This window comes from Microbacterium sp. ABR10, assembly GCF_057812175.1.
The window spans coordinates 2,530,067-2,546,391 of sequence record NZ_CM173821.1 but is presented as its reverse complement, the minus strand read 5'-3'; the positions used below and the strand labels follow the sequence as shown (position 1 = coordinate 2,546,391).

Here is a 16,325-nt window from a genome sequence, read left to right as displayed (position 1 = left end):
ATGGTGTGCATCGACGAAAGGACCCCAGTGGCAAACGGCAAGAAGCTCGTCATCGTCGAGTCCCCGACGAAGATGAAGTCGATCCAGGGATACCTCGGCGACGACTACGAGGTGCTCAGCTCGGTCGGTCACATCCGCGACCTGGCGTCGAAGAAAGAGATCCCGGCCGACAAGAAGGCGGCGTACGGCAAGTACTCCATCGACGTCGAGAACGACTTCGATCCCTTCTACGTCGTGAACGACCGCAAGACCAAGACGGTCGCCGAGCTGAAGCGCGCACTCAAGGGCGCCGACGAAGTCCTGCTCGCCACTGATGGTGATCGCGAGGGCGAGGCCATTGCATGGCACCTTCTCGAGGTGCTCAAGCCCAAGGTGCCCGTCCGTCGAATGATCTTCCACGAGATCACCAAGGACGCCATCCGCGACGCCGCGGAGCACACGCGCGACCTCGACGTCTCTCTCGTCGACGCGCAGGAGACGCGTCGTGTGCTGGACCGCCTCTACGGCTGGGACGTCTCGCCCGTGCTGTGGCGCAAGGTCGGTTCCGGCCGCGAGGGCACCGCGCTCAGCGCCGGTCGTGTGCAGTCGGCGGCGACGCGCATGGTCGTCGAGCGCGAGCGCGAGCGCATGGCCTTCGTCTCGGCCTCGTACTGGGACGTCGAGGCGTTGGCCTCGCGATCGGGCTCATCGTTCACCACGCGACTGAACCGCCTCGACGGCGCACCCATCGCGCGCGGCGGCGACTACGACGACCTCGGTCAGCTCAAGAAGGCCGTCGTCGTCCTCGACGAGACGCGGGCCCGCGCACTCGCCGACGCCATCACCGCGGCCGGGCGCGCCACCGTCGCCAAGGTCGAGGCGAAGCCGGGCACGCGAAGCCCTCGCGCGCCCTTCACCACCTCCACTCTGCAGCAGGAGGCCGGTCGCAAGCTCTCCATGAGCGCCAAGCACGCCATGGGCGTCGCTCAGCGGCTCTACGAGAAGGGCTTCATCACCTATATGCGTACCGACTCGGTCGCCCTCTCGGGTCAGGCCGTCTCGGCGGCGCGCGCGCAGGCCGTCGCCCTCTACGGCGACAAAGCCGTGCCGGCGAACCCCCGCGTGTACAAGAGCAAGTCGAAGAACGCGCAGGAGGCGCACGAGGCCATCCGTCCCTCGGGTGAGACCTTCCGCACGCCGGCGTCGCTCGCGTCGTCGCTCGACCGCGACGAGCAGAAGCTGTACGACCTCATCTGGAAGCGCACCGTCGCCAGCCAAATGGCGGATGCCAAGTACGAGACGACCACGGTGACCCTCACGGTGGATGCCGGGGCCCAGGTCGCCGAGTTCACGGCATCCGGAACCGTGTACACCTTCAAGGGCTTCCTCGAGGCGTACGAAGAGGGCGCCGACGAGAAGCGCAACGACGACGACGCCGACCAGTCGCTCCCGGCTGTCGCCGTGGGCGACGAACTCGCCGTCAGCGACGTGGAGCCCAAGGGCCACAGCACGTCGCCGAAGCCCCGCTACACCGAAGCGAGCCTGGTCAAGGCGCTCGAGGAGAAGGGGATCGGTCGCCCGTCGACCTTCGCCAGCATCATCGGCGTGATCCTCGACCGTGGGTACGTCACCAAGCGCGGTCAGGCCCTCGTTCCCAGCTGGCTCGCGTTCAGCGTGGTGCGGCTGCTCGAGGAGCACTTCGCCGACCTCGTCGACTACGACTTCACCGCCGCCCTCGAAGACGACCTCGACGCCATCGCGCGCGGAGAGCAGCGCCGCACCGAGTGGTTGAAGTCGTTCTACTTCGGCTCGGACAAGCAGGTGGGTCTGCGGCACATCGTCGACAACCTCGGTGAGATCGATGCGCGTGAGCTGAACTCCACGCGCATCACCGACACCGCGACCCTGCGCTTCGGCAAGTACGGGCCGTACCTCGAGGTCACCGATCCGGCGGCCGATGCCGAGGCGAAGCCGCGGATCGTCAACATCCCCGAAGACCTCGCACCCGACGAACTCACCCCCACCAAGGCGCAGGAACTCATCGACGCTCCCGTAGCGGGTGACCGGGTGCTGGGGGAGAACTCGGAGAACGGAAAGCTCGTCGTCGTGAAAGACGGCCGCTTCGGCCCCTACGTGCAAGAAGTGGATGCCGAGGAGCCCGAGGAGGTCGACCAGGCAACGGGCGAGGTCGTCGAGCAGCCCAAGAAGCGTGGGGCGAAGAAGGAAGTGGCTCCCAAGCCCCGCACCGCGTCGCTGTTCCGTTCGATGTCGGTCGACACCATCGACCTCGACACCGCGCTGCAGCTGCTCTCGCTCCCGCGTGTCGTGGGCACCGACCCCGAGACGGGCGCGGAGATCACCGCGCAGAACGGGCGCTTCGGTCCGTACCTGAAGAAGGGGACGGATTCCCGCTCGCTGGACGACGAGAAGCAGATCTTCGACATCACCCTCGAGGAGGCGCTCGCCAAGTACGCGGAACCCAAGTACGGCGCACGCCGGGCATCGAGCGCGCTGAAGGAGTTCGACGCCGACCCCGTCAGCGGCAAGCCGATCAAGCTCAAGGACGGCCGATTCGGACCGTACGTCACCGACGGTGAGACCAACGCCACGGTGCCCCGCGGTGAGAACGCGTTGGAGATCACGTTCGAGCGTGCGATCGAACTCATCGCCGACAAGCGGGCGAAGGGTCCGGCTCCCAAGAAGGCGGCCCCGGCGCGCAAGACGGCGGCGACGAAGACGGCGGCGGCGACCAAGACGACAGCGACTCGGACGGCGGCGACGAAGACGGCGGCGGCGAAGACCGCGGCCACGAAGACGACGGCGACTCGCACGACGGCGACGAAGACCGCGGCGGCGAAGACCGCGGCGACGAAGACCGCGGCGGCGAAGACGGCGGCGCCCAAGACGGCGGCGGCCAAGACGGCTGCGGCGACCAAGGCTGCCGCGACCACGGCTGCGGCGACCACGACCCCGCGCAGGGCGCCGGCGAAGACCTCGTGACCGACGACCTCACCCGGCCGCTGCACGCCCCCCGGGCGGCGGCGGCCGGGGGGCCGGGGCTGTTCGTCACTTTCGAGGGCGGAGACGGCGCGGGAAAGACCACACAGGCGTCGCTTCTCGAGCGGTGGCTCGCAGAGCAGGGCCGACGGGTCGTGCGTACCCGCGAGCCGGGCGGAACCGAGGTCGGTGTGCGTATTCGCGACATCGTCCTTCATCACCGCGGCCACATCGATGCACGCGCCGAGGCCCTGTTGTACGCCGCTGATCGCGCGCATCACATCGCCACGCACGTGCGGCCGGCCGTGGCACGCGGAGACGTGGTCATCCAGGACCGGTACCTCGACTCCTCCGTCGCCTACCAGGGGGCGGGCCGCATCCTGGACGCCGACGACGTGCGCGCGCTTTCGCTGTGGGCGACCGACGGGCTTCTCCCCGACCTGACGGTGCTCCTCGACCTCGACCCGGCCGCTGCGCGCCGCCGTCTCGACGCCGACGACAAACCCTTCGACCGGCTCGAGGCGGAGAAAGAGGACTTCCACGCGCGCGTGCGCGCCGGCTTCCTCGCCCTGGCCGACGCCGAGCCCCGGCGTTTCCTCGTGCTCGACGCGGAAGCGGCCCCCGACGACCTCGCCGCCCTCGTGCGCGAGGCGGTCGCAGAGCGTCTGGGCTGAGGTCCGCAGACCACGGCCCGCCCACGTCGCCGAGGGTTTGCACAGCCGAACGCCAGCGGCGGTGTCGGACCCCGCGGTTAGGCTGGAGCCCATGTCCGTCGCCCTCGATACGTCCCCGCAGGCCGTCGGCACGGCGCCCTTCCCGTGGGACGCCGTGTGGGGGCAAGACGAGGCCGTCGCGACGCTGCGTGCGGCGGCGTCCATTCCCGCCTCCCTCGCGCACGCGTGGCTCATCACCGGTCCACCCGGGTCGGGGCGCTCCACCCTCGCCTACGCGTTCGCCGCCGCGCTCATCGCCGACCCGGGCGACGAGCGCGCCCAACGGCAGGTGCTCGCGCGCACGCACCCCGATCTGACGGCACTTCGCACGGAACAGGTCGTGATCAGGATCGACGAGGCCCGTCGCCTCGTGGAGCGCGCATCCTTCGCGCCGTCACTCGGTCGGCACCGCGTGATCGTGGTCGAAGACGCCGATCGCATGTCGGAGCGCACATCCAACGTGCTTCTGAAGGCGCTCGAGGAACCGCCCGAGAAGACCGTCTGGGTGCTCTGCGCGCCGAGCGACGCCGACCTGCTGCCCACCATCCGCTCACGGGTGCGGGTACTCCGACTGCGCGAACCGTCTGTCGCCGACGTCGCGGCGCTGATCGTCGAGCGCACCGGCGTGTCCGCCGAGATCGCCGAAGAGTCGGCTCGCCACGCGCAGCGCCACATCGGTATGGCCCAACGTCTCGCGACCGACGACGACGCACGGGCACGCCGTGCCGAGACGCTCGCCGCCGTCCTCGCGGTGCGGGGCATCGGCGACGCCGTCGACGTCGCGGGTCGTATGGTGCGCCTGGCCACCGACGACGCCAAGGCCCTCACGGCCACCCGCGACGAAGAGGAGCGCCGGTCGCTGCTGCGCATGCTCGGCGTCGTCGAGGGCGCCGCCGTGCCGCCGTCGGTGCGCGGGCAGGTCAACGCCCTCGAAGACGACCAGAAGCGCCGGGCCACCCGCAGCCTCCGCGACGGTATCGACCGGGTGCTCACCGACCTGCAGTCGCTGTTCCGCGATGTCGTGATGATCCAGTACGGCCGAGAGGGTGATCTCGTCAACAGCGAGCGGATCGACGCCCTGCGCGCCCTCGCGGCCGAGTGGACGCCCTCCCGCACTCTCGGGGTGCTCGATCGCATCTCGGTCACGCGCCGCAACCTCGAACAGAACGCCGCCCCGCTGCTGGCACTCGAGAGCCTCATGATCACCGTGGCGAACGGCTCGGCGCCGTGAGCCTGCGCCGCCGAATGACCGCCGTCATCGCGGGGATGGCGGGTCTGGCCCTCGCGCTGAGCGGGTGTCTCTACGCCCAGATCCCGCCGATGGCGCCAGACACGGGGCGCTCGCTCGCCCCGCAGACCGACGGCGTCGAGGCGTCCCTCCTGCCGTACTACGGCCAGGCGCTGGCGTGGAGCGACTGCGGCGGTGTCGGCTTCGACTGCACGACGGTCACCGCCCCCCGCGACTACGCCGATCCGTCGGCCGGCGACCTGCAGCTGGCGGTGATCCGCCACCGTGCGACGTCGGGTGAGCCGCGGGGATCGCTTCTCACCAATCCCGGGGGACCGGGCGTGAGCGGAGTCGACACCGTGCGCGACTCGCTCTCGCTCGTTGCCGATGAGACCCTCACCGCCTCCTACGACGTGATCGGATTCGACCCGAGGGGTGTCGGGCAGTCTTCGGCCGTGACCTGTTACGACGCGTCCGGTATGGACGCCTTCCTCTACGACATCCCTCCGGGGAAGCGGGGGAGCGACGAACGCAACGCGGCCCTCGAGAAGCGGCAGGCTGACTTCGCCCAGGCGTGCGAGGCGGGGAGCGACGGCATCCTCCCGTACATCTCGACCGAGAACGCCGCGCGCGACATGGATCTGCTGCGCGCGGTGCTGGGCGATGCGAGGCTCTCCTACCTCGGTTTCTCGTACGGTTCGCTGCTCGGAGCGACCTATGCCGGCCTGTTCCCCGAACGGGTCGGGCGGATGGTGCTCGATGGCGGCATCGATCCGAGCCTTCCCGGGAGCGCGAGCGGCATCGCTCAAGCCGTGGGCTTCGAGAACGCGTTGCGCTCCTTCATGGCCGACTGCCTGACGCGCTCGGACTGCCCGTTCGCCGGCTCCGTCGACGACGCGATGAGCGATCTGACCGCGCTGCTCGAGCGGGTCGACGTCCGGCCGCTGACCAATGGCGACGGCCGCATACTCGGCGCGGACACCCTCGTGACGGCCGTCCTCGCCGCGCTGTACAGCGACCAGAGCTGGCCGTATCTGCGCATCGCCCTCACCGACGCGCAGAACGGCGACGCGTCGGTCGCCTTCCAACTGGCCGACTTCTACAACGGCCGTGAGAACGGGCAGTACCCGAGCAACACCCTTCAGGCGCTGCGTGCATACAACTGCGTCGACTACCCCGACGAAGCCGACACCGACGATGAGGCGCTCGAGGCGGAACTCGAGCGGGAGGCCCCCGTCGTCGCACCCTACTGGGTGGGTCCCGACCCCTGCGCGGCGTGGCCCGCGCCCCCGACGGGGACGCGCGCCGAGATCACCGCGCCCGGCTCGCCGCCCATCGTCGTCCTCGGCACCACCGGTGACCCGGCCACCCCCTACACCGAGGCGCAGGCGCTCGCCGAGCAGCTCTCGCAGGGCGTGCTCGTCACCTACGTCGGCGAGGGCCACCTCGCCTACAACAAGGGCAACGCCTGCGTGAACGGTGCGGTCGACGACTACCTCGTCGACGGCACTGTGCCCGAGGCGGGGCTGCGTTGCGAGTAGCGACCTCACCTACGCTTGGTTCGTCACACCCCGAGGAGACCCCTATGACCGCGCCCACCGCCGACCTGGCGACGTACATCGACCACACCCTGCTCAAGCCCGAGGCCACTCGCGCCGACGTCGAGCGACTCATCGCCGAGGGCGCCGAGCTGGGCACCTACAGCGTGTGCATCTCGCCGTCGTTCCTGCCGGTGAAAGTGCCCGCGGGTCTGAAGCTCGCCGTCGTCTGCGGCTTCCCCAGCGGCAAGCACCACGCCGAGATCAAGGCGGCCGAGGCGGCGCTGTCGGTCGCGCACGGAGCGGACGAGATCGACATGGTGATCGACGTGGGTGCCGCCGTCGAGGGGCGCTACGACCTCGTCGAGGCCGAGATCCGCGCCGTGCGCGACGCCGCCCCGGCGCCGACCGTGCTCAAGGTCATCATCGAGTCCGCGGCGCTGAGCGACGAGGCCATCGTCGCCGTGTGCGAGGCGGCGGTGGCCGCAGGAGCCGATTTCGTCAAGACCTCGACCGGGTTCCACCCGGCCGGCGGCGCCAGCGTGCACGCGGTCGAGCTGATGAAGCGCACGGTCGGCGATCGGGCCGAGGTGAAGGCGTCGGGTGGCGTGCGCACGCGCGGCGCCGCCGAGCAGATGATCGCCGCCGGAGCGACGCGCCTGGGCCTGTCGTCCAGCCGCGACATCCTCGCCGACAGGTCCGCGAGCGGCGACTACTGATCGCCTTACCGGGCGTGTGCGTCCGAGCGCGCTGGAGCATGTAAACTCGATGATCGTGCACGCGACAGCGCGCACGTGCCGCCTTAGCTCAGACGGCAGAGCGATTCACTCGTAATGAATAGGTCAAGGGTTCGATTCCCTTAGGCGGCTCCGAAGGCCCTCACCCGCTTCCACCGGGTGGGGGCCTTTTCTCGTCGGCGAGGTCCGGCATCCGGCCTTCCGCCCCGGCGCGCGCCCGGCGAGCGGTGGCTGTGATCCCGACGGGCGACCGTACGTCGCAGCTTCTGCTCCTGCGCGCGACCGCAGGCCCCGCGCCGGGCCGCGCCGGGGACCGGCCAACCCGACCGATAGGCTGACAACCCGCCCCCACGACGGTCGTGCCCGTCCGCTACCCGCTGGAGTCCCCGTGTCGAATGCGATCGACGCCCTCATCGAGATCTTCACGTGGGTGGGCCTGGGCGCGGGGCTGCTGCTCGCCCTCGCCGCGGTGTTCCTCCTGCTCGCCGACGGCACGTGGCTCCCCGCCCGGGCCGTGGTGGAGCATGTCGACGAAGGCCGGGTCGTGCGGTGGTTCGACCACGACGGGGGCGTGAACGAGGCGGCACTGTCGGCGCACGACGATGCCAAGATCGGACCCGTCGACATGATCGACATCTTCTACCGGCGGGGGAGCGAGCACCGGATGCGCCTGACGCGCTCGTCGCCGCTCGTGCGATTCATGTCTCTCCTGGCGGCGGGGGTCCTGGCGCTGGGACTCGTGGCTTTCATCGTGTCGATCGTGATGCTGTTCGTCCGCGGCTGAGAAATTGGCGCGACGCGCATGTCGCTAGATAAGCTAGTGATATGTCCGACTCGCTCCGCCCCACCCTCCGCCGATCGCGGCGCGCCGACGGCGCCGTGCGCGTCTCGCGCTGGCTCCGGATCGGCATCCCGAGCCTGCTCGTGCTTCTGTGGGTCATCGGAGGGTCGATCGGTGGGCCGTTCTTCGGAAAGGTCGATGAGGTCGCCACGAACGATCAGTCGTCGTTCCTGCCGCAGTCGGCCGACGCGACGCGGGTGAGCGAGCGGCTGACGGACTTCACCGGCGGCGACACCATTCCCGCCATCGTCGTGGCCGCCACCGCAGACGGCAGCGTCCTCGGCGACTCCCAGGTCGCGTCCCTTCAGACGCTGGCCACCGATATCGCCGGCATCGACGGGGTGGCGGGAGACGCCTCACCGCCGGTCGTCTCCGACGACGGGCAGGCGGCGCAGATCTTCGTGCCCATCGACAGCTCCGGCGAGGTCCGTGAGGTGGTCGAACGGGTGCGGGAGGTGGTCGCCGACGACGTTCCCGGCGGTCTCGATGCCTGGGTCACCGGCCCCGCCGGCTTCACGGCCGACCTCGTGAAGGGCTTCCTCGGCATCGACGGTCTTCTGCTGATCGTCGCGCTCGTGGCGGTGTTCGTCATCCTGGTCATCGTGTACCGCTCGCCGCTGCTGCCGATCCTCGTGCTGTTGACATCGGTGTTCGCACTGTGCGTCGCGCTGCTGACGGTGTGGTGGCTCGCCTTCGCCGGCATCGTCGTTCTGAACGGACAGGTGCAGGGCATCCTGTTCATCCTCGTCATCGGCGCCGCCACCGACTACGCCCTGCTCTACGTCGCGCGGTTCCGTGAGGCGATCGGGGCGGGCGAGCGTCGATGGGATGCAACGGTGCGAGCGTGGAAGGGAGCAGTGGAGCCCATCCTCGCGTCGGGGGGAACGGTCATCGCGGGACTGCTCTGCCTGCTGCTGTCGGATCTCGCGACCAACCGCGCGCTCGGCCCGATCGCCTCGATCGGCATCGCGTTCGCCGTGCTCTCGGCCCTCACCTTCCTGCCCGCGCTGCTCGCGCTCTTCGGCCGTGCCGCTTTCTGGCCCTTCGCGCCGAAGCCCGGAGCCGCCGCGCTGCCCGCCGATCTCACCGCACCCGCGAAGGGTCTCTGGCCGCGCCAGGCGCGCTTCGTCGCGCGACGCGCGCGCCCGGTGTGGATCGTGTGCACGCTCGTGCTGCTGGCCGCGTGCGTCGGCGTCACGCAGTTGCGCGCCGACGGCGTTCCCGCCAGCGATCTGGTGCTCGGCGCTTCGGAGGCGCGCGATGGCCAGACCGCCCTCGCCGAGCACTTCCCGGGCGGTTCGGGCAGCCCGGCCTACGTGCTGGTGCCGGAGGACCGTGCCGCCGAGGCGGTCGCCGTGCTCGAGCGGACCTCGGGAATCGACAGCATCGGGATCCTCTCGTCCGATGCGCCCGGCGGCCAGGCGCCCGTCACGGCCGCCGAGGGCACTCTGCAGACCACCGCGTTCGGTCCGCCCGGAACCCCCGCTCCCGCCCCGACCGTCTCCGACGGGGAGGTGCTGGTGGCGGCGACACTGGCCGACACCGCCGACTCGGCGGCCGCCGACGACACGGTGCGCGAACTGCGCGCGACCCTGACCGCCGAGCTCGGCGAGGACACCGCGACCGTCGGCGGTGTGACGGCGACCGACATCGACTCGGTCGACACGTCGATCCGCGACCGCACGCTCATCATCCCGATCGTGCTCGTCGTCATCCTGCTCATCCTGATGGCACTGCTGCGGTCGGTCGTCGCGCCGCTCATCCTCATCGGCACGGTGATCGTGTCGTTCGGTGCGGCGCTCGGGGTGAGCGCGGTGGTGTTCGACGGCGTCTTCGGCTTCGCCGGCGCCGACCCGTCGGTGCCGTTGTACGGGTTCGTCTTCCTCGTCGCCCTGGGCGTGGACTACAACATCTTCCTCATGTCGCGCGTGAGAGAGGAATCCGTCGTGCACGGCACACGGCCCGGCATCCTGCGCGGACTCGTCGCCACCGGCGGTGTCATCACCTCGGCAGGACTCGTGCTGGCCGCGACCTTCGCGGCCCTCGGCGTCATCCCGATCCTGTTCCTCGCGCAGATCGCCTTCATCGTGGCCTTCGGAGTGCTGCTCGACACCTTCGTCGTGCGCTCCCTGCTCGTGCCGGCGCTGGCCTACGACCTCGGCCGCCGGATCTGGTGGCCGTCGAAGCTGGGCCGGAGGGATGCCGACGCGGCCGACCGCGACGTCCCCGGGCGGGGCGTGACCGGACGGCGCGCGCGTAGGCTCGACGCATGACCCGTGCCCTGTTCATCGTCGACGTGCAGAACGATTTCACCGAGCGCGGCGCCCTCGGGGTCGAGGGAGGCGACGCGGTGGCCGAGCGCATCTCGCGCTACCTCGACGCCCACGCCGTCGAGTACGCGCTCGTCGTCGCCTCGCGCGACTGGCACAACGGCGACGACGACAACGGCGGGCACTTCTCGGCCGAGCCCGATTTCGTCGACACGTGGCCGGTGCACTGCGTCGGCGGCACGTATGGCGCCGCGTACGACGACGTGTTCGACACCACGCGCGTCACCCACCACCTCAAGAAGGGGCAGGGCAAGCCCGCCTACTCGCTCTTCGAGGGCGTGTCGGACGACGGCGAGACCGCGGCGGAGATCCTCGGCGCCCATGGCATCCGTGACATCGACGTCGTCGGTATCGCCACCGATTACTGCGTGCGGGCGTCGGCTCTCGACGCGCTGGCGGCCGGACGCCGCGTGCGCGTGCTCACCGATCTCGTCGCGGGCGTCCATGCCGAATCGAGTGACGCTGCACTGGCCGAGATCGCCGCCGCAGGAGCACAACTGGCCGTGTCCGAGGGCTGAACCCCGGTCAGCACGACAGCGAGTCGTCGGTGCGGGGGATCGTGATCGTCACGGTCGTCCCCTCGCCCGGAACGCTGGTGATGCGCAGGATGCCACCGTGCTCGCCGACGATGCGCTGCGCGTTCGTCAGCCCGCTTCCGTGACCGTCGTCCTCCGCATCGACGGATCGTCCGCGGCGGCCCCCCTGCATGATGGTGACCAGATCGTCGGCGTGGATGCCGCGGCCGCGATCGTGCACGCGCACGGCGGCGCCCTCGTCGGTTTCGTAAGCGTCGACGTCGATGACGTCGTCGGAGTATTTGGCGGCGTTCTCGAGCACGTGCGCGACGGCGTTGCGCAGTCCCCGCACGTCGGCGCAGACGGGTACGGCATCCATCTGTCCGAACACGACGCGGCCGTGGGTGTCACCGGGAAGCACGATCGAGACCGCGTCGCGCGCGACCACGGCGAAGGTCTCGCTCCGCCGGCCCTGCCGTGCGTGGGCGTCGGCGACGCCCCCGAGCGTCTCGGCCACCGCGAGGATGCGATCGGCGGCCTCCGCCGCGAGCCGCAGCACGCGATGGTCGGAACCCAGTTCTTCGCCGAGCAGCGCCAGGTGTTCATGCAGCGCCGTCGCGGGGGAGAGCAGATCATGGGCGACGGCACGCCGGGCGGCGGCGCGGTCGTCGGACGCCCGCTTCTCGCTCGTGAGGTCGCGCACGATCTTCACGAACCCCAGTACCTGGCCCTGGTCGTTGCGGATCGCCGAGATGGTCACGCGCGCCCAGAACTCGCTGCCGTCGTTGCGGACACGCCAGCCCGTGTCCTCGACGTGTCCGTCGCGCTGAGCGGCGGCGAGCAGCTGGTCGGGCACGCCGCGGTGACGGGCGTCCTCGCGGTAGAACTGCGAGAAGTGGCATCCGATGATCTGCTCTTCGGTGTAGCCCTTGATGCGTTCGGCGCCCAAGTTCCATCCGCGCACGAACCCGCCGCTGTCGAGCTTGACGATCGCGAACAGGTCGACCTGCTCGTCCCAATCGCGTGGGATCGATCGACGAATGCTGGTCAGAGCGTGCGGGGCGGGGACGGTCGAACCGGGCTCTCCGCCGGGCACGGCGCTCACGCGGGCACACCGCCGGTCAGGAGGGTGCGTACGGAAGGCATACAGCGATCATGCCCGAGCGGCCGCTTCGTCCGACAGCGATTGACACCGTGACGCCGGTGCCCGTCTGCTCCGTTACGACGAGACGGTGACCAGCGTGCGTTGCCAGCCGCTCGATCCGTCAGGGGCGATCGGGGCCTGGTCCTGGACCTGCAGGTTGCCCTGCTTGTCGGTCGCGCGCACCGCGATGTAGTGCGATCCGGGGTCGGCGTTCCAGTCCAGCTTCCACTGCACCCACGACTGGTCGTTGATGGGGGTGGACAGCTGCGTCTCCTGCCAGTCGCCGTCGTCGATGCTGACCTCGACCTTCGCCACACCCACGGGCTGTGCCCAGGCCATGCCGGCGATGACGATCGCACCGGCGGTGACGGGCGCACCGATCTTGGGGGTGTCCACGCGCGAGGACATCTTGATGGGCGCCTCGGCCGAGTACCCGCGCGGAGTCCAATACGCCTCGTCACGATCGAAGCGCGTCACGGTGAGTTTGGTGACCCACTTCGTCGCCGACACGTACCCGTACAGGCCCGGAACGACCATGCGCACGGGGAAGCCGTGTTCGAACGGCAGCGGGTCGCCGTTCATCGCGACCGCGAAGATGGCGTCCAGGTTGTCGTCGGTCAGTGACGAGAGGGGGGTGGATGCCGTGTACCCGTCCACGCTCTCCGACAGCACCATGTCGGCGTCGGCCTGCACGCCCGCCATGCGCAGGACGTCACGGATGGGCACGCCGGTCCAGATGGCGTTCCCGACGAGACCGCCGCCGACCTCGTTCGAGACGCACGTGAGGGTCACGCCGTACTCGTCGAGGCCCATTCCCACCAGCTGGTCGAAGCTCAGCTCGATCGGGGTGTCGACCATGCCGTCGATCGACAGACTCCACGTGGTGGGGTCGACATTGGGCACGGTCAGCGCGGTGTCGACGCGGTAGAAGTCGTCGTTGGGGGTGATGATCGGCGTGAGGCCGTCGATCTGCCAGCTCGCCCCGTCGGGAACCGCGACGGTGGAGCGAGCCGCGGGGAGCCGTAGCGCATCGCGTGCCGCGGCCACCGACGAGGTGGTGGCGTTGAGGATGCGCGAACCGACGCCGACGATGACGGCGCCGACGGTCGAGATGCCGGTGAAGAGCAGGAACTGGCGGCGGTTCGTGCCGGCGGTCCGCGCGTCGCTCTCGCGGGCCGCCGTGACCCACCGCTTCAGGCGCGCGACGGAGAAGACGAGGACGAAGATCCCGGCGACCGTACCGAGCACCGGGGGCAGCCACGCGAGGGCTCCGGCTCCGGTGCGGGTGATGATGGCGGCGGTGGCGAGCGCTCCGCCGATGCCGATCAGTACCGCGCCGACCGGGCGGAAGCGGTACTGCACGATCCCGGCCACGGCTGCGGCGACGGCCGCACCCACGCCGACGCCCGCGAGGAGGGCGATCTTGTCGGTCTCGCCGAACAGTGTGATCGCGAGCTCTTTCAGTGGGCGCGGCACGATGTCGACGATGAACGAACCGACAGCGAGCACCGGGCTGGCCGAGCGGGCGACGAGGGCGGCGAACAGCTCCGCGACCGCCAGGAGGACGGCGGCGGATGCGATGCCGGCGAGAGCTGCCCAGATCCACGCGTGCGGGCGGCGCACTCTGGTCACGTCGTCGGTGCGAGCCGCGGTGTCGGTGGTCATTTCATCCTCGTTCCCGGGTGCCACGCACGCGCGACCCCGCCTCGTATCTTGTTCGGAGCGGAGGGGTGATCGGATGCCGTGCCCGCGGCCCGCGCTTCGCTCGCTCGCGCTGTCGTCGGCGTGGCGGGGTCAGCGCCGGCGGTCGGCGGCCGGGGGCCGCGCCGCGCCGGCCGGGGCCAGCGCGAACGCCACGACCCCCGACACGATCAGCACGAGCGCGACGGCGAGTCCGACCGTGAGCGGCTCGTCGAGGAGGGGGACGGCGACCACCGCGGTGAGGACGGGACTGAGGGCGCCGGCTGCGGCGGTGATGCTGCTTCCGAGGTTCTTCACCGCCACGACGTAGCACGCGGTCGACAGCATCCCGGTGCCCACGCCCTGCACGAGGGCATACGCCCCCCACGCGGGCACGTCGACGGTGCCGCTGAACAGCTGAGACGGCAGTGCTCCCGCCGCGGCGAGCACGAGTGCCGCGATGAGAGAGGTGAGGGAGACGAGGGCGATGACCCCGAGCGGATCGAGTCGCGTGCGCGACAGCCCGATCGTGTACGCCGCCCAGACCAATCCCGCGGCCATCAGCACGGCGATCCCACCCTCACCGGCGGGGCCGCCGGTGAGGGTGGCGCTCACGGCGACGCCGGCGACGATGGCACCGAGGGCGACCAGACGGCGGCGGGGGATCGGTGAACGGAACGCGAGGAAGAGCAGCACCGTGACGAACAGGGGCACGGTGCCGGGCACGAGCAGGCCGGTCAGCGCCGCGGAGGTCAGGTGCGCCCCCCACGCGAAGAGCAGGAAATGGGGAAGTCCCGCGAGCAGCACCAGTGCGATGACGCTCGCGTGCTCGCCGCGCAGGTGCCGCATCGTCCGGGGGATCCAGGGCGCGAGGGCGATCGCGGGCACCCCGAAGCGCATGATCGCGGCATCCCCCATGCTCATCCCGGTCGTCTCGAGCGCGCGGGTCGACAACGCGAACGACGACCACAGGCAGACGACGGCGGCGAGGGCGGCGACACCGACCATCGTCCGCCGCGACAACGCGGAGGGGCTCGGGAAGGCGAACGTCGTCACCCTGTGAGCGTAGGAAAAGAGGGGCGGCACACGATTGCGGATATTGCTTCTAAGCCGATCAGATTGGCAGAATCTGCTTTATGAGCGGCCTGGACGCGATCGATCTACTCATCCTCACCGAGTTGCAACGCGACGGCCGTCTGACCAATCAGGAACTCGCCGATCGCGTCGGGCTTTCGCCATCGCCATGCCTGCGCCGCGTTCGGCGTCTCGAAGATACGGGCGTGATCTCCGGGTACCGCGCGGTGGTCTCGCCGAAGGCCGTCGACCTCGAGATCACGGCCTTCGTGCGGCTGCGTCTGGCCTCGCACGAGGGCTCGACCGTCGACGCGGTGGAGGATCGGTTGCGCGCCATTCCGTGGATCGTCGAAGCGCATCTGCTCGCCGGCGACTGGGACTACCTCGTGCGCGTGGTGACCCCCAGTTTCGAGGAGTACGAGCGTCTCCTACGCGAGCACCTCCGGGCTATCCCCGCACTGTCGTCGATCGACACGACCTTCGCCTTCGGGGTGACCAAACCCCTGACGCCACTGCCCGTCCACCGCGACGGCGCGAATCGCGTGCCCTGACGCCTCATCGCGACGCGGTCGACTGAAGCGACCGGCATGCTCCTCCTCATCGGGCGGGATGGCCACGACGATCCCGGCCATCGCGGCCCGCCCTCATTGGGGAAGGAACGTGACCGGCAGTCCGGCGATGGGCAGAGTCGAGCGGGCGATCGCGGCCTCGACGGCCGCGTGATGCCGTTCGGGTGCGGTGACCTGCACCTTCTCGACGCCGTCGATGGGCGTTCCGCCCGCGGGGGAGAAGAAGGACGTGACGTCGTGGTCGTCGATGAGACGGGTCAGCAGTTGCTCGTAAGCCGGCCCTTCTCCGGGCCCGACCGCGACGCCCAGACGCGACCCCGCCACCTCGATGGCCCCGGCGCGGGGCAGACCGGCCGCGTCGCGCACTGTTTCCGCGCGCGATACGAGCGGGATCAGTTCTTCGAAGGCGTCGTCGAGCGAGTACAGCGTGAACATCCCGTTCTCCATCACGGCCGCCTGCACCTGCGCCCCCGGAGCTGAGCGGTCGATCTCCGCGACCGCGGGAAGGGGGTCGAAGCCGACATCGAGGCAGCCGCGCCCCGCGTCGGAGAAGAGCGATATGCGCGTCCGAGCCAGCGTGTCCACTTCGACGGCCCAGGACACGGGGTCGGGGTAGGTGCTGGCACAGGCGAGGGCGAGCAGGTCGGGCAATGCGTCGGCGCGAACCTTCAGCAAGACCGCCGACGACGGATCCGAGAAGGTGGGCGCCTCCACCCATCGCTCGCTGTGAGCGACATCAACGCCCTCGACCGCCGCGATCTCCGCGCGAAGGGCGTCGAACTCCGCGCTCGGGCGATCGAAATGGGTCTCATCGACCGCCCAGCCGAAGAGGACCACCCCCGCCCCTCCCAGGGTGATGACACCGGCCACCGCCGCGCCGATGCCGATCCGTGCCCCCAGCGACCTCGGCATCCGTGGCTCCCCTCGCGTTCCGGTGGCCTCAGGTTACGAGACCGTGGTGAACGCGAGGGGAACACCGC

At 70.2% G+C, this 16,325-nt stretch carries 13 protein-coding genes and 1 tRNA gene; 10 read left to right on the top strand and 4 right to left on the bottom strand.

Translation table 11 applies throughout. The features are described 5' to 3' along the window. The first annotated feature begins 27 nt into the window (after nucleotides 1-27). The 9 genes from topA (at nucleotide 28) to ACXKZF_RS11745 (ending at nucleotide 10,881) form a co-directional block, all read left to right on the top strand. Entirely contained in the window at nucleotides 28-2,979 is a 2,952-nt protein-coding gene (gene topA, locus ACXKZF_RS11785) for a type I DNA topoisomerase (protein ID WP_488984313.1), read from the top strand. Then, the gene (gene tmk / locus ACXKZF_RS11780; RefSeq protein WP_488984312.1) at nucleotides 2,976-3,650 is read left to right on the top strand and encodes a dTMP kinase; all 675 of its coding nucleotides are present in this window, start codon (nucleotides 2,976-2,978) and stop codon (nucleotides 3,648-3,650) included. The genes topA and tmk overlap by 4 nt, the downstream gene beginning before the upstream one ends. A 91-nt stretch (nucleotides 3,651-3,741) precedes the next feature. Further along, entirely contained in the window at nucleotides 3,742-4,920 is a 1,179-nt protein-coding gene (locus ACXKZF_RS11775; RefSeq protein ID WP_488984311.1) for a DNA polymerase III subunit delta', read from the top strand. 14 nt (nucleotides 4,921-4,934) lie between these two features. Further along, the gene (locus tag ACXKZF_RS11770; RefSeq protein ID WP_488984310.1) at nucleotides 4,935-6,458 is read left to right on the top strand and encodes an alpha/beta hydrolase; all 1,524 of its coding nucleotides are present in this window, start codon (nucleotides 4,935-4,937) and stop codon (nucleotides 6,456-6,458) included. A gap of 44 nt (nucleotides 6,459-6,502) precedes the next feature. Further along, nucleotides 6,503-7,174: a deoxyribose-phosphate aldolase gene (deoC, locus tag ACXKZF_RS11765; protein ID WP_055956438.1), complete on the top strand. Its 672-nt coding sequence runs from the start codon at nucleotides 6,503-6,505 to the stop codon at nucleotides 7,172-7,174. Nucleotides 7,175-7,251: 77 nt separating this feature from the next. Next, nucleotides 7,252-7,324, top strand: a tRNA-Thr gene (locus ACXKZF_RS11760). 256 nt (nucleotides 7,325-7,580) lie between these two features. Then, the gene (locus ACXKZF_RS11755; RefSeq protein WP_488984309.1) at nucleotides 7,581-7,976 is read left to right on the top strand and encodes a hypothetical protein; all 396 of its coding nucleotides are present in this window, start codon (nucleotides 7,581-7,583) and stop codon (nucleotides 7,974-7,976) included. 41 nt (nucleotides 7,977-8,017) lie between these two features. Continuing rightward, complete coding sequence (locus ACXKZF_RS11750; protein WP_488984308.1) at nucleotides 8,018-10,306, top strand: MMPL family transporter; 2,289 nt, start codon at nucleotides 8,018-8,020, stop codon at nucleotides 10,304-10,306. Further along, nucleotides 10,303-10,881: an isochorismatase family protein gene (locus ACXKZF_RS11745; protein ID WP_488984307.1), complete on the top strand. Its 579-nt coding sequence runs from the start codon at nucleotides 10,303-10,305 to the stop codon at nucleotides 10,879-10,881. The genes ACXKZF_RS11750 and ACXKZF_RS11745 overlap by 4 nt, the downstream gene beginning before the upstream one ends. Nucleotides 10,882-10,888: 7 nt before the next feature. Here ACXKZF_RS11745 and ACXKZF_RS11740 read toward each other — a convergent pair whose 3' ends face one another. From ACXKZF_RS11740 to ACXKZF_RS11730, 3 genes are all read right to left on the bottom strand, one after another. Continuing rightward, nucleotides 10,889-11,983 carry a PAS domain-containing sensor histidine kinase gene (locus tag ACXKZF_RS11740; protein WP_488984306.1) on the bottom strand — a complete coding sequence of 365 codons (1,095 nt, stop codon included), beginning with the start codon at nucleotides 11,981-11,983 and terminating at the stop codon, nucleotides 10,889-10,891. Between the two features lie 114 nt (nucleotides 11,984-12,097). Beyond that, complete coding sequence (locus ACXKZF_RS11735) at nucleotides 12,098-13,687, bottom strand: molybdopterin-dependent oxidoreductase (RefSeq protein ID WP_488984305.1); 1,590 nt, start codon at nucleotides 13,685-13,687, stop codon at nucleotides 12,098-12,100. A gap of 129 nt (nucleotides 13,688-13,816) precedes the next feature. Next, entirely contained in the window at nucleotides 13,817-14,758 is a 942-nt protein-coding gene (locus ACXKZF_RS11730) for a DMT family transporter (RefSeq protein ID WP_488984304.1), read from the bottom strand. 80 nt (nucleotides 14,759-14,838) lie between these two features. On the opposite strand from ACXKZF_RS11730, the gene ACXKZF_RS11725 reads away from it, so the two are divergent. Continuing rightward, the gene (locus ACXKZF_RS11725) at nucleotides 14,839-15,327 is read left to right on the top strand and encodes an Lrp/AsnC family transcriptional regulator (protein ID WP_488984303.1); all 489 of its coding nucleotides are present in this window, start codon (nucleotides 14,839-14,841) and stop codon (nucleotides 15,325-15,327) included. 93 nt (nucleotides 15,328-15,420) lie between these two features. Here the strand turns inward: ACXKZF_RS11725 and ACXKZF_RS11720 are convergent, their stop codons facing one another. Then, on the bottom strand, nucleotides 15,421-16,257 hold the full coding sequence (locus tag ACXKZF_RS11720) for a hypothetical protein (protein ID WP_488984302.1): 837 nt from the start codon (nucleotides 16,255-16,257) through the stop codon (nucleotides 15,421-15,423). Nucleotides 16,258-16,325 lie beyond the last annotated feature (68 nt).

What these genes read in the sequence shown, in the direction of transcription:
- ACXKZF_RS11725 (WP_488984303.1), top strand. Translation starts at nt 14,839, where the DNA reads ATGAGCGGCCTGGACGCGATCGATCTACTCATCCTCACCGAGTTGCAA.
- ACXKZF_RS11775 (WP_488984311.1), top strand. Translation starts at nt 3,742, where the DNA reads ATGTCCGTCGCCCTCGATACGTCCCCGCAGGCCGTCGGCACGGCGCCC.
- deoC (WP_055956438.1), top strand. Translation starts at nt 6,503, where the DNA reads ATGACCGCGCCCACCGCCGACCTGGCGACGTACATCGACCACACCCTG.
- ACXKZF_RS11745 (WP_488984307.1), top strand. Translation starts at nt 10,303, where the DNA reads ATGACCCGTGCCCTGTTCATCGTCGACGTGCAGAACGATTTCACCGAG.
- ACXKZF_RS11770 (WP_488984310.1), top strand. Translation starts at nt 4,935, where the DNA reads ATGACCGCCGTCATCGCGGGGATGGCGGGTCTGGCCCTCGCGCTGAGC.
- ACXKZF_RS11750 (WP_488984308.1), top strand. Translation starts at nt 8,018, where the DNA reads ATGTCCGACTCGCTCCGCCCCACCCTCCGCCGATCGCGGCGCGCCGAC.
- ACXKZF_RS11720 (WP_488984302.1), bottom strand. Translation starts at nt 16,257, where the DNA reads ATGCCGAGGTCGCTGGGGGCACGGATCGGCATCGGCGCGGCGGTGGCC.
- ACXKZF_RS11735 (WP_488984305.1), bottom strand. Translation starts at nt 13,687, where the DNA reads ATGACCACCGACACCGCGGCTCGCACCGACGACGTGACCAGAGTGCGC.